This is a genomic window from Ancylobacter sp. VNQ12, assembly GCF_049445835.1.
Classification (GTDB): domain Bacteria; phylum Pseudomonadota; class Alphaproteobacteria; order Rhizobiales; family Xanthobacteraceae; genus Ancylobacter.
Window position 1 is genome coordinate 47,558 of the sequence record NZ_JBMSDU010000015.1, and the last position, 13,321, is coordinate 60,878.

General features: G+C 67.5%; 9 protein-coding genes. 2 read left to right on the top strand and 7 right to left on the bottom strand.

What is annotated here, in order from left to right:
* Positions 1-127 precede the first annotated feature (127 nt).
* A complete protein-coding gene (locus tag ACO2RV_RS18050) occupies positions 128-4,051 on the top strand; it encodes an autotransporter domain-containing protein (protein ID WP_423295520.1) in 3,924 nt (1,307 codons plus the stop codon).
* Between the two features lie 55 nt (positions 4,052-4,106).
* Here the strand turns inward: ACO2RV_RS18050 and ACO2RV_RS18055 are convergent, their stop codons facing one another.
* From ACO2RV_RS18055 to ACO2RV_RS18085, 7 genes are all read right to left on the bottom strand, one after another.
* A complete protein-coding gene (locus ACO2RV_RS18055; RefSeq protein ID WP_423295522.1) occupies positions 4,107-5,393 on the bottom strand; it encodes an NAD(P)/FAD-dependent oxidoreductase in 1,287 nt (428 codons plus the stop codon).
* 83 nt (positions 5,394-5,476) lie between these two features.
* Complete coding sequence (locus ACO2RV_RS18060) at positions 5,477-6,907, bottom strand: FAD-binding oxidoreductase (protein WP_423295524.1); 1,431 nt, start codon at positions 6,905-6,907, stop codon at positions 5,477-5,479.
* 90 nt (positions 6,908-6,997) lie between these two features.
* Positions 6,998-8,062, bottom strand: a complete 1,065-nt coding sequence (locus ACO2RV_RS18065) for a polyamine ABC transporter substrate-binding protein (RefSeq protein ID WP_423295526.1) — start codon at positions 8,060-8,062, stop codon at positions 6,998-7,000.
* 39 nt (positions 8,063-8,101) lie between these two features.
* Positions 8,102-9,199, bottom strand: coding sequence for an ABC transporter ATP-binding protein (locus ACO2RV_RS18070; protein WP_423295528.1), 1,098 nt, complete (start codon positions 9,197-9,199; stop codon positions 8,102-8,104).
* On the bottom strand, positions 9,196-10,002 hold the full coding sequence (locus ACO2RV_RS18075) for an ABC transporter permease (protein ID WP_423295531.1): 807 nt from the start codon (positions 10,000-10,002) through the stop codon (positions 9,196-9,198). Before ACO2RV_RS18075 ends, ACO2RV_RS18070 begins: the two co-directional genes overlap by 4 nt.
* Positions 9,999-10,856 carry an ABC transporter permease gene (locus ACO2RV_RS18080; protein ID WP_423295533.1) on the bottom strand — a complete coding sequence of 286 codons (858 nt, stop codon included), beginning with the start codon at positions 10,854-10,856 and terminating at the stop codon, positions 9,999-10,001. Before ACO2RV_RS18080 ends, ACO2RV_RS18075 begins: the two co-directional genes overlap by 4 nt.
* A 147-nt stretch (positions 10,857-11,003) precedes the next feature.
* Positions 11,004-11,624 (bottom strand): helix-turn-helix domain-containing protein, encoded by a 621-nt coding sequence (locus tag ACO2RV_RS18085; RefSeq protein WP_423295535.1) that lies wholly within the window; start codon positions 11,622-11,624, stop codon positions 11,004-11,006.
* A gap of 196 nt (positions 11,625-11,820) precedes the next feature.
* Between ACO2RV_RS18085 and ACO2RV_RS18090 the strand changes: the two genes are divergently transcribed.
* A complete protein-coding gene (locus tag ACO2RV_RS18090) occupies positions 11,821-13,314 on the top strand; it encodes an aldehyde dehydrogenase (RefSeq protein WP_423295537.1) in 1,494 nt (497 codons plus the stop codon).
* The last annotated feature ends 7 nt before the right edge of the window (positions 13,315-13,321 follow it).

Genomic DNA, 13,321 nt, shown 5'->3' on the forward strand with positions numbered 1-13,321 from the left:
ACCCTTCAAGCTGTTACGGCGGAAACCCGGCGCCGGATGGCGTAGCGACGCTTAGGGACAGGTCTCGATGCGCAGAATTGAAATGGCATGCCGTGGACAGGCCGCCTCATGTCGCGGGCGAGTGGCCTTGGCTACGTCCGCCTCCCTCGCGGCGTTGAGCCTGGGTCACGGCGCCGTGCCCGCCGGCGCGCAGGACCTGACGGTCACCGGCACGGTGAGCTTCTCGCACGGCACCAGCGTGTCCTACGACAACACCTATGTCGGAGCGGGCGGCCCCGGCGGGACGCTCATCGTGACCGACCCGGCAACGACGCTGTCGAACGGCGGCGCCGTGGTGGTCGGCGCCAGCGACACGGGTGAACTGGAGGTGCTGGCCGGCGCCTCCGTATCCGGCGCCAGCGGCACGGTGGGGCAGTCTGCGGCGGGTGGGGCGACCATCTCCGGCGCCGGGTCCGCCTGGCGCAGTTCCGGCAACCTCTCCATCGGCTTCGATGCGAATGGCACGATTCTCGTCGAGCGGGGTGGGCTCCTGACCTCGGGCGGCGCCGATTTCGGCGTGGCGGGCTCCAGCATCATCGGTTCGGTCGAGGTGACGGGAGCCGGCTCGGCATGGATCAATGCCGGCGGCATGACCGTGGGCGGCTTCGGCAGCGGGCGATTGACCATCACGGACGCAGGCGTGGTCACGTCAGGCGACACGGTGGTGGCGGGACTGCTGTCGCCCGGTGGCGAGGTCGTGGTCAGCGGTTCCGGTTCGGCGTTCCGGGTGGAGGGCTCGCTCGCCGTCGGCACCAACGGCACGATTTCCGTGCTCGACGGAGCGGTGATGACGTCCGGGCATGGCAATATCGGCGACGGCGTCAGCGCGGCCACCGGCAATGTCACCGTCGACGGTGCAGGTTCGCGATGGGATGCTGCCGGCGCGATCACCGTCGGCGCCCTGGGGAGTGGATCGCTGGTGGTCGCCGATGGCGCGGTGGTGACGTCCACGTCCGGGCTGATCGGCAATGCGAACAGCACCGGGCAGGCGGCCGTGCTGGGCGCGGGTGCGCAATGGACGATCGCCGGAGACCTCACCGTTGCGACGGGCGGTGGCAGTGGCATTCTCGTCGTCGCGGACGGTGCCCATATCTCCAACGCCAATGCGGTGGTGGGCGATGAATTCTCGCCCGGCCTGGTGGCGGTGGGCGGAGCTGGCGCGCGTTGGGACAGTCGTGGCGACGTCCGCGTCCAGAGCGACGGCGTCGTGTTCATCTATGATGGCGGGGCTGCGACGAGTGCGAACCTCCTGATCGGCGTCGGCCTCGACAATCCCGCGCAGGTCGCCGTGGCGGGCGCCGGATCGAGCTGGGTCGCCTCACAGTCGGTTGTGGTGGGCTATGGCGGCAACGGCACGCTGGCTGTCGCCGATGGCGGCACGCTGCGCTCAGGGGATGGCGTCATCGGCTACCTCTTCGGCACCATCGGCGTGGTCGATGTGGCCGGCTCGGGCTCGAGCTGGAGCAATGAGGGAGTGCTCTATGTCGGGGCAGGGGGCGTTGGCGGGCTGAGCGTCCGCGATGGTGCGACGGTCAGCACCAATTTTGCCGTGACCGGCTACGAGCCCGGAGGCCATGGCGAGATCCTCATCGGCTCCGGAGCCTCGCTGGTGGTGGCGAACGAGTTTTTCGTCGGCTTCGGCGGCAGCGGCGAGGTGCGGGTGGGTGCGGCGGGCACGCTCGCCACAGGTGCGGCGGCGCTCGGCGCCGGGCCGGGCTCGCGGGGGTTCGTCAGCGTCGACGGCGCCGGCGCGAGCTGGACCGTGAATGGCGAGCTGTCGGTCGCCAGCGAGGGTGGGCAGGGCACCCTGCACGTGGAGAATGGCGGGCAGGTCGCCGCCTCCCTGGTCAACGCACTGGGCGGCGAGTCCGAGATCGCCGTGAGCGGCAGCGGGTCGCGCCTCGATGCCGGCAGCGCGCTTCTGCTGGGTGGGGTCACTCCCAGCCGGTTGATGCTGTCCGATGGCGGCACTCTCGCCGCCGATCAGGTCTCGGTCGGTGTCGTCGATGACGAGGGCAATGCCGGCCTTTCCGCCGATATCATCATCGGCGGCGCGGCGGGCAGTGCGGCGGCAGGGCCGGGCATGCTGGAGACCAGGGCGCTGACCGTACAGTCGGGCGCGAGTGCGCATCTGGTGCTGAACCACACGGCGAGCGACTACCTGTTCGCCGCCGACCTCTCCGGCGCGCTGACGGTGGATGCCTATGCCGGCACCACCCGGCTCGCCGGCTTCAACAGCTATTCCGGCGGGACTTACATCCATGGCGGCACGCTGATCGGTTCCGCCACCAGCTTCGGCAGCGGATCGATCCTCAATCAGGGCGTGCTGGTGATCGACCAGACGGAATCCGGCACGCTGGCCAACGACCTCAGCGGGAGCGGGGCGCTGGTCAAGACCGGCACCGGCACGCTGGTTTACGTGGGCGACGGCACGGCCTTCACCGGCACTACGAATGTCGCCGCGGGCACGCTCTCGCTGGCGGGAACGCTGGGCGGGGCCGTGCGCGTCGCGGATGGCGCCACGCTCGCCGGCAATGGTGGTGTGGGGGCGCTGGCGCTGGCGTCCGGCGCCACGGTCGCGCCGGGTAATTCCGTGGGCACGGTGACGGTCGCGGGCGATTTCACTCAGGCGGCGGACGCCCTCTACGCGGTCGAAGTAGCCGGCGCCGCCGCCGACCTCATCGCCGTCGGCGGTACTGCCACCCTGGCCGAGGGCGCGCAGATCAGCATCACCGGCCTCGGCGGTGTCACGCCTCTGGGCACCCGTTTCAGCGTGCTCACCGCCGCTGGCGGGATAACCGGGAGCTATACGCTGGTGGGCGACAACTCCATCTCCGCTTTCTACGCTGTGGAAGCGGTCATGGACGGAACGGGTGTCTATCTCGACGTGATGCAGGATCGGGCCTTCGCTGCCGCCGCCGTCACGCCGAACCAGCTGGCGACCGCGGTGGCGCTCGACGACTTGCCGGCCGGCAGCTTCCTGCATGACGCCGTTGGCTCGCAGATGTCCGATGCGGCCGCGCGTCTCGCCTTCACGCAATTGTCGGGCGACCTCTACCCGAGCCTGCAAAGCGCCGCGCTGGAGGACAGTCGCTTCGTGCGCGATGCCGCTATAGGTCGCCTGCGGCAGGCGTCTGGAGACGCTGTCGCGCCGACGGGTGCGGTCATGACGCTCCCGTCCGTCGAGCAGGACATGGCTGTCTGGGGGCAGGCTTACGGGTCATGGGGAACGTTCGACGGCACGGCGAACGCCGCCGGCTTCGACCGTACGATCGGCGGCTTCCTGGTCGGCGCCGACCGCGCGGTGGGCGAGGCGTTCCGCGTCGGTGGTTTCGCCGGCTTCGGGCAGAGCAGCTATGATCTTGCCTCGGGCGGCGCCTCGGCCGACAGCGACGACGTGCATGCGGGTATCTATGGCGGTGGCCAGTTCGGCGCGCTTGGGGTGCGCCTCGGCGCGGCCTATACCCACCAGGATTTCGACACGACCCGTACGGTGGCCTTCCCCGGATTCTCCGACCGCCTGAGCGGCGACTATGACGGCGACACGGCACAGCTGTTCGCCGATGTGGGATGGCGCATAGCGTTCGGCCCCGCGATGCTGGAGCCATTTGCCGGGCTGGCCTATGTCAACGCTTCCAGCGGCGGCTTTACGGAAGCCGGGGGAGAGGCCGCATTGTCGGCCAAGGGGAGCGATGCCGGGGTGACCTTCACCACCCTCGGCCTGCGCACCTCGATCGACCTCGCCCTCGGCTCGCTGCGCGGCCAGATCACCGGCATGGCCGGCTGGCGCCATGCGTTCGGCGACACTGATCCGACCTCGACCCTCAGCTTTGCCGGAGGCACGCCGTTCTCGATCGCCGGTGTGCCACTGGCCGAGGACACGCTGGTGCTCGAGGGTGGCCTGTCGCTGCCGCTCTCCTCGGCCGCGCATCTGGCCGTGTCCTATTCCGGGGCCTTTGGGGGAGGCATGTCCGACAATGGCCTCAATGTCGGGCTGAGCTGGCGCTTCTGATGCCGAAGCGGCTCCGGCCGCAACGGCCGGCTACCGATGTTCCGGAACGGCGTCGTCAGAGGCCCAGCCGGTCGAGGATGCGCCCGCGCAGAACCTCCGCCCGCACCCCCAGCGGCCAGAAGGCGTGGAAGGCGATGGACTTCGGCGCGACGACCGGCAGGTCCAGCTCGAATGCGGCTCCATGCAGCAGTCGCCCGGCGAGTTGTTCGGCAATGGCGGTGCCCAGAGCCACGCCGCGCCCGTTGCAGCCGAGATAGATCAGCGCATCCGGCGAGGGTTCGTGGATATGCGGCCAATGATCTTTGGTGATGGCAAGCTGGCTGTTCCAGCCATGGGTCCAGCGCACGCCCTTGAGCTGCGGCCAGAGCTGGACCGCATAGTCGGTGAGATAGGAAATGGCATCCGGCGATGAAATGGCCCGCATCGGCCCGCGCCCGCCCATCAGCAGCCGCCCGCGCGCGTCGATGCGGTAATAGACCGTGATGCGCCCGCTCTCATAGACCGAGGGTCTTCCCGTCATGAAGCTGGCGCGGATGTCCTCGCGCAGCGGCTCGGTCGCTGCGATGGCGCTGTAAACGGGCACAAGGGTCTGACGCAGGCCACTCCACAGGTCATCGGTGAAGCCGTTGGTGGCAATCAGGATTTTTTCCGCCTTGAGCGTGCCGGCGGGCGTCGTGATCGACCAGCCTCCGGCCATGGGCGACAGTTCCAGGGCACGGGTGCCGCCATGGATGCGCGCGCCGGCGGCGATCGCGGCACGGGCGAGGCCGCGCGAATAGGCGAGAGGATTGAGATTGCCGCCGCTGGCATCGAGCATCGCGCCGTAATAGGCGTCAGTGCCGGTGGCGGCTCGGGTCGCTTCCTTGTCGAGCCAGGTGACCGGCAGGCCGCGGGCGATGCACTGGCGGGCGGTGGTCTCGACGGCACCGCGTGCCTTGGCGCTGCGGGCGGCGCGCAGCGTGCCGCCGCGATGGGCATCGCAGGCGATGCCCAGCCGTTCGATCAGCGCGAAAGTGCGGTTGGGGGTATCCCAGGCGAAGGCGACCATGCGCCGGCCGAGATCTGGACCCCAGGTCTCCTCGACCGTGTCGGGATCGAATTTGAGGCCGGGATTGAGTTGGCCGCCATTATTGCCGGAGGCGCCCCAGCCCGGTTCGTTCGCCTCCAGCACCACGACGTCGGTTCCAGCCTGGGCCAGGTGCAGCGCGGTGGTGAGGCCGACAATGCCGCCGCCGATGATGGCCACCGAGGTGCGCTGAGAGCCGTCGAGCTGGGACGTCGCGGGAGCGGGCGGAGCGTCGAGCCGGTAGACGTTCGGGGGCAGGGGACTGACGAGGGTCATGGAGGGGAGCCGTTCCGCGAGGCGTTGGTCGCTCACGTCTTTCGTGGTGGGTGAGGCTTCTGGCCAGGCGGCACGACCGGCAGTCAGGTGGCGGGCAGGAACAGCTTGCCCGGATTCATCATGTCCGTCGGATCCAGCATCGTCTTGATCTGCCGCATCAAGGCGAGTTCCGCCGGGTTCTTGGTGCGAGCCAGGCGCTTGCGGTAGGTGGTGCCCACGCCGTGCTCGGCGGTGATGGAGCCGCCGAGGTCCATCGCCACGTCGTCGATGATGATGTCGATGATGTCGGAAGCCGCCTCGAATTCGTCAGGCGTGGCGAAGCGTTCGTGCGGGAACAGCACCACGACGTGGATGTTGCCATCACCGATATGGCCAACCATCATCACATTGGCATCGGGATAAGCCGCCAGCACGCCGTCCTCGACCCGCTTGACGAAAGCGGGCTGCTCGCCGACCGGGACCGAGGTGTCGTGCGACATGGTCTTGCCGGCGAGCTTGAATTCGCCGGTCACGCCATGGCGCAGCTTCCAGATGGCTTCTTCCTGCGCGAGGCTGGAGGCGATGATGGCATCCGAGATCAGCCCGGCCTCGAAGGCCTCCGCCAGCAAGGCTTCCATCGTGTCGGCGAGCGGTGCGTCGGGCTGGGAATCCCCGGCCTCCAGCAGCAGGTACCACGGCGCCTTCTGTGCGAAGGGCATCGCCGTGCCGGGCACGTAGCGCAGCACGAAGTCCATATAGGACGCGCCGATGATCTCGAAGCTGGAGATGTTCTCGCCGAACACCTTGCGGGCGCGGGCGAACATGGCCAGCGCATCCTCGACGCTGGCAAGCTGCATCATGGCGACGCAGCGCGAGCGGATGCCGGGGAACAGCTTCAGCGCCGCGCCGGTGACGATGCCGAGTGTGCCCTCGGCGCCGATGAAGAGCTGCTTGAGGTCGTAGCCGGCATTGTCCTTGCGCAGGCGCCGCAGGCTGTCGAGCACCGTGCCGTCGGCCAGCACGGTCTCCAGGCCGAGCACCAGCTGGCGGGTATTGCCATAGCGCAGCACCGAGATGCCGCCGGCATTGGTGGAGATGTTGCCGCCGATCTGGCAGCTGCCCTCGGCGCCGAGGCTGAGCGGGAAGAGCAGCCCCTCCTTCGCCGCCGCGGCCTGGATGTCGGCGAGGATGCAGCCGGCATCCACCACCATCGTCTCCTCGGCGGGGGAGACCGCGCGGATCCGGTTCATGCGGTCGAGGCGGATGACGATCGCCGGGCGGGGCTCCAGCGGGGTGGCGCCGCCGCAGAGACCCGTATTGCCGCCCTGCGGCACCACCACGACCCCTGCCTGCGCGCAGGCCCTCACCACTCGCGACACCTCCTCGGTCGAGGCCGGACGCACCACGGCCAGCGCCTTGCCGTGATAGCGGCCACGATGATCGGTGAGGAACAGCGCGGTATCGACGGCGTCGGTGAGCACATAGCGCTCGCCGAGGATCGCTGTCAGTTCGGTGAGGAAGGCGGCATGGGACATGGCGGAGAACCGGAGGATCGGGCAGGCGGGGGGAGGGGCACTGGAAACGCCCCGCCCCGATGACCGGGGCGGGGCGCGTTCAACGGCGGATCAGGTGAGCATCCACTCGGCGTAGCGCTTCTGCACCGTCGTGTAGTTCTCGCCCCACCACTTGGAATTGACGATGACGTTCTTGCCGTTGTTGAGGTCGGGCAGGAACTCCCTGGCCGGCGAGTTCTTCACCTCGTCCATCGCCGCGATGCTGTTCGGCAGGTAATAGCCGCGCACCGCCCAGGCGACCTGCCGGTCGGGCTTCAGGCAGAAATTGATGAAGCGCATCGCCGCTTCCTTGTTCTTCGTGCCCTTGGGGACGGCGAAATAGTCGAGCGAGTTCACCGTCTGCTCGAAGGAGAAAGCCAGCGGCGCACCGGCCTTCTGGGCCGATTTCACGCGGTTGAAGTAGCTGTAGGAGAAGTCGCCCTCATTCTGCACCACGGCGTTCACCTGGTCGGGCGTGGTGGCCGCCCATTTGGAGACGTGCGGCTTCATGCGGTCGAGCGCGCGGAAGGCCCGGTCGACGTCGAGCGGATAAAGGTCCTTCGGGGCGACGCCGTCGGCCACCAGCGCGACTTCCAGCGTCTCGGAGGCGAGCGAGCGCATGACGCGGCGGCCGGGGAACTTCTCGAAATCATAGAAGCCGGCGAAGTCGGTCGGGTGCTTGCCGTCGGGGGTGCGCTTGTCGTCCCAGAGGATGCCGCCGCTGTAGAGATACATCGGCATGTAGTCGGGCTCGGGCGGGGAGACCAGCGGGCCGGGCTTGATGATCGACATGTCCAGCTCTTCCCAGAGCTTGTCGCGCGCGCCGGACGTGGCGAAGGCGGCGGGGGCGTCGATCACGTCCCACTGGACGTTGTTGCCCTGGACCTGCGCCTTCACCTTCGCCATGTCGCCATTGTCGACCAGCACGACCTTGATGCCGGTCTCGGCGGTGAAGGGGTCGGCGAAAACCTCGCGTACGGACTTGTTGTAGTCGCCGCCCCAGGAGGTGACGGTCAGCGTGGTGTCGGCAGCCGCCGCGCGGCCGGTGAACACGGCGGGCGCCGCCATGAGGCCGAGCAGGCCGGCGCCGCCGCGCAGCAGGCCGCGCCGGGAGGTGGTGAGCAGGGTCTTGGACATAGGCACTTCCCCTCTTTTTATCGTGATGACGGGCGTCGGTCAGCCGGCCGGCGCCGGTGGAAGCAGGCGGGCATGGGCGGGCAGCCACGCGGCGTGGATTTCGTCGCCGCGGTGCGCGCCGGTGCGTCCGGGCTGGTTCAGCTCCTGGACGATGAGGGTGGTGCCGTCGGTGCAGCGCAGGAAATGGCGCACGACGCCGCCGAGCAGGATGGAATCCTCCAGCCGGCCCGCAATGCTTGTCGCGTTGCCGGACGCGGTGAGCGCCATGTTCTCCGGACGCACCAGCAGCACGGCGCGATCGCCCGCCTTCATCGCGGTGGCGGGTGCCGGGGCCGGAAAGCGGCCGAGCGCAGTGTTCAGCGCATAGGCGCCGTCGGCGTCGATCTCGATGGTACCGGGAATGAGGTTCGACGAGCCGATGAACTCGGCCGAGAACACCGTCTCGGGCTTGAAATAGAGCGCATCCGGGGCGCCCTGCTGCTCGATGCGCCCGCCATTCATCAGCACGATGCGGTCGGACATGGTCAGCGCCTCGTCCTGATCGTGCGTCACATAGAGCATGGTGATGCCGAGCTCGGCATGCAGGCGCTTGATTTCCAGCTGCATCTGTTCGCGCAGCTTCTTGTCGAGGGCGCCCAGCGGTTCGTCCATGAGGATGAGCGCGGGGTTGTAGACGATGCAGCGGGCGAGCGAGATGCGCTGCTGCTGGCCGCCGGAAAGCTCGCGCGGCCGGCGGTCGGCGACATGGCCGAGCTGGATGAGGTCCAGCGCCTGCTGGACCTTGAGCCTGATCTCCGCCTTGGGCAGCCGGCGCACCTGCAGCGGGAAGGCGATGTTCTCGAACACGGTCATGTGCGGCATGAGCGCGTAGTTCTGGAACACCATGCCGAGGCCGCGCTGGTTGGTCGGCAGCGTGGTGGCGTCGCGACCGTCGATGACGATGCGGCCCGAGCTGGGCTTGGTCATACCGGCGATGAGGTTGAGCAGGGTCGACTTTCCAGAGCCCGAAGGGCCCAGCAGGGTGACGAACTCGCCCTTGGCGACGGACAGGTCGGTGCGTTGCAGGGCGTGGACATCGCCATAGCTCTTGGCGACGCCCTGAAGCTCGATCATGGCGGGGACGGGCGTGGCGGTCATGCGGAGGCCTCGGTCTTGCTCTGCATCGCGATGATCCCGAGGGCGATCAGCAGCGAGAGCACGGTAAGCAGCGTGGAAACCGCCGCGAGCACCGGCGTCAGTTCCCATCGGATGGAGGAGTACATCTTGACCGGCAGCGTCATGCTGTCCGTGCCGGTGAGGAAATAGGCCACGACCACTTCGTCGAGCGACATCAGGAAGGCGAACAGCGCGCCCACGGCGATCGACGCCTTGAGCTGCGGCAGCACCACCTTGAAGAAGATCGTGGGACGCGAGGCACCCATGATGGAGGCGACCGTTTCCAGCGCCACATCGGAATGGTGCAGGCCGGACATCACCGACACCATGATGTAGGGCGTCGTCAGCATGATGTGCGCGAGGACGATGCCCGCAGTGGTGTCCAGCAGGCCCCAGTTCGAGAACTGGAGATAAAGGCCGAGGCCGAGCACGATGACCGGCACCAGCATGGGCATCATGAAAAGCCCTTGCAACCCCCCGCGCCCCGGCAGCCGCGAGCGCGCCAGCGCATAGGCGGCCGGCACGGCGAGGACGAGCGCGGCGACCGTCGTGATGCTGGCGACCAGCAGGCTCTGCACGGTGGAGCCCCACCATGCCGGATCGGTGAAGAACTGGCGGTAGAGTTCCAGCGTGAACTGGCGCGGCGGGAACTCGATCTGTCCGGGATTGCCGAAGGAGATCGGGATCACGATCAGGCTCGGCAGCAGCAGGAACAGATAGCAGGTCCAGGCCGCGGACGAGACGAGGCCGCGCGCGAGGCGGCTTGAACCGAACAGCTCGTTCATGCGCCCGCTCCCGCAAGGCCGCGCGCGCCGCGCACCTGCCCGAGCAGGGCGACGAGCACGCCCGACAGCAGCAGCAGCACCACGGCGGTCGCCGAGGCGGCGGTCCAGTCCAGCGTCTGCCTCGTGTAGAAGTCGACGAGATTGGCGACCATCATGTCCTGCCGCCCACCGAGGAGGGCGGGGGTGATGTACATGCCGATCGACAGGGTGATGTTGATCAGCACCCCGGCGATCACGCCCGGCATGGAAAGCGGCAGGGTGATCTTCCGGAAGATCCGCAGCGGCCCGGCGCCCATGGTTTCGGCGGCGAGGATGAGGCGGCGGTCGAGCGAGAGCAGGCTGCCGAGGATCGAGAGGATCATGAAGGGCAGCAGGAAGTTGATCATGCCGAGAATGACGCCGACCCGGTTGAACATCATCGGCAGGTTGAGCGTGCCGCCGCTCAGCAGGCCGAGGAGCTGGTTGATCAGGCCCTGATTGCCGAACACCGCCACCAGCGCGAAGCTCTTGACCAGAATGCTGGTCCAGAACGGCAGCATGACCATGATGAGATAGGCGGTGCGCCGGCGCGGCGTCTGTGCGGCAAGGTGGAGGGCGACGGGATAGCCGAAGGCGAGGCTCACCAGCGTGCCGCCGAGGGCGATCTCGAAGCTGTTGCGCAGCACTTTGAGGAACAGCGTGCTGGTGGCGAGATCGGCGTAGGCGGCCAACGAGAACTGCCCGTCATAGACACTGGTCCAGACTGTCAGGCCAAGCGGATAGAGCAGGATCAGCAGCATCACCGCCGTCAGCGGAGCCAGCAGGAGGAGGGCCGTCCCTGAGCTGAGGTCCGATGCGGAGGATGAGTTGGCCAAGGCTGGCGTGTCCTTCGGTTTCCGGGCGGGGCCGGGCAACACGGTGCCCCTGGCGGCTCGGCTTCGCCCCGTGGGGCACGAAGGGACTATGACAGCCGACTTTTAGTTCTGCAATGTTGAATTTCAAAATTCTGAAAACTAAAACCGCTAAATATCCGCGTTCACCCAGAACACCGATGCGGGGCGCGAGCCGGGATTCGCGAAATGGTGCGGCTTGTCGCTGGAGAAGGCGAAGCAGTCGCCCTCGTTGAGGCTGAACGTCTCGCCGTCGATCTGCAATTCGAGCGAGCCCGACAGCAGGAAGCCGATTTCCTCGCCCTTGTGCGAATAGGGCTGGGGGCCGGAGTTGCAGTTGGGCTGGATCACCATGAAGAAGCCGCGCAGCCGCTCGCTCGCTGCCGGCGAGGCGATGTCCTTGCGGATGCCGTCGATGTCGAGCAGGCGCGAGCGGTTGCCGGCCCTTACGATATAACGGCTTTCCGAGGTGCTGCTCTTGATCTGCGAGGGATCGATCAGCCAGGCCGGCATGACGCCGAGGGCGTTTGCAACGGTATAAAGCGTGCGCACGGTCGGCGAGACGAGGCCGCGTTCGAGCTGCGAGAGCGTGCCGATGGAGACGCCGGTCGCCTTGGCGAGATCCGATAGTGTCATGCTCGCCTTGAGCCGGAGGTCGCGAATCCGCTGGCCCAGCTTCTGGGTTTCCTCGTCGGGATTGCTCACGCCGGTCGGCATGCGGGCGGTGTCGTCAGCGATCTTCATGGGCGACATGGAGGGGAAAATTCCGTTTCATTCGACCGGCGATCCCGCCGTGACGGCAGGCGTTCACAGTCTATAGCGATAGCGGCTCGCCGCGAATATGCCAATTCATTTTTCAGAAAACCAAAAATTCGGTAGTGACGCTGAAAAGGACGCCCTATCATGAAGGCCGTCCGCCTCACCGGCCGCATTCTCGGGATTTCCTCTCATGTCCGCTTCTTCCGCTTCCATCGACTGGCACGCGCGTGCCGCGGCGCTGGCCCTCAACGGCCAGGCCTTCATAGGCGGCCGCTATGTCGGCGCGCTTTCGGGCAAGACGTTCGACAGCGTCAATCCGGCGACCGGCAAGGTGCTGACGCCGATCGCCGCCTGCGACAGCGAGGATGTCGACCAGGCGGTGAGGGTGGCGCGCGCCGCGTTCGAAAGCGGAGCCTGGTCGCGCATGGCGCCGCGCGAGCGCAAGAAGCGGCTCAAGGCCTTCGCCGAACTCATCGCCGCCCATACGGAAGAACTGGCGCTGCTCGAAACGCTGGACATGGGAAAGCCGATCCGCGACAGCCTCGCCGTCGACCTGCCGCTCTCGGCGCAGTGCATCGACTGGTACGCCGAGGCCATCGACAAGGTCTATGACGAGATCGCCCCCACCGGCCCCACCGCCCTATCTCTGATCCGCCGCGAACCCCTCGGCCTCGTCGCCGCGGTGGTGCCGTGGAACTTCCCGCTGCTGATGGCGGCGTGGAAGCTCGGCCCGATCCTCGCCGCGGGCAATTCGGTGATCCTGAAGCCGGCCGAGCAGTCGTCACTCACGGCCATCCGGCTCGGCGCGCTGGCGGCCGAGGCCGGCATCCCCGACGGCGTGTTCAACGTGCTTCCGGGCTTCGGCGAGACGGCCGGCCGCGCGCTCGGGCTGCACATGGACGTCGACGCGGTCGCCTTCACCGGCTCGACCGAAGTTGGCAAATATTTCCTTCAATACTCCGGCCAATCCAACATGAAGCGGGTCGGCCTCGAATGCGGCGGCAAGAGCCCGAACATCATCCTCGCCGATGCGCCGGACCTTGACGCGGCCGCCAGCTCCGCCGCCTGGGGCATCTTCTACAATCAGGGCGAGGTCTGTAACGCCGGCTCGCGGCTCGTGGTCGAGGAGAGCGTGAAGGAACAGGTGGTCGAGAAGGTGATGGCGGTCGGTGGCGCCATCAAGCTCGGCGATCCCCTGGATCCGGCGACCGAGATGGGCGCCATGGTCGACGAGCGCCAGACCGAGCGCGTCATGGGCTATATCGAAAAAGGTGTGAGCGAGGGCGCGCGCCTGCGCATGGGCGGCAAGCGCCTCGCTGCGGATGGTTGCTTCATCGAGGCCACCCTGTTCGATGGAGTGACCGGCGACATGACCATCGCCCGCGAGGAAATCTTCGGCCCGGTGCTCGCCACCATCGCCGCCCGCGACATCGATGACGCCATCCGCATTGGCAACGACACCACCTATGGTCTCGCCGCCGCTGTCTGGACGCGCGACATCAACAAGGCATTCAAGGCCTCCTCGGCATTGCGGGCCGGTGTGGTGTGGGTGAACTGCTTCGACCACGGCGACATTTCCTCGCCCTTCGGCGGCTTCAAGCAGTCCGGCTTCGGTCGTGACAAGTCGCTGCACGCACTTGAGAAGTACACCGAGCTGAAGGCGACCTGGATCAATCTGGGCTGAGGGGGCG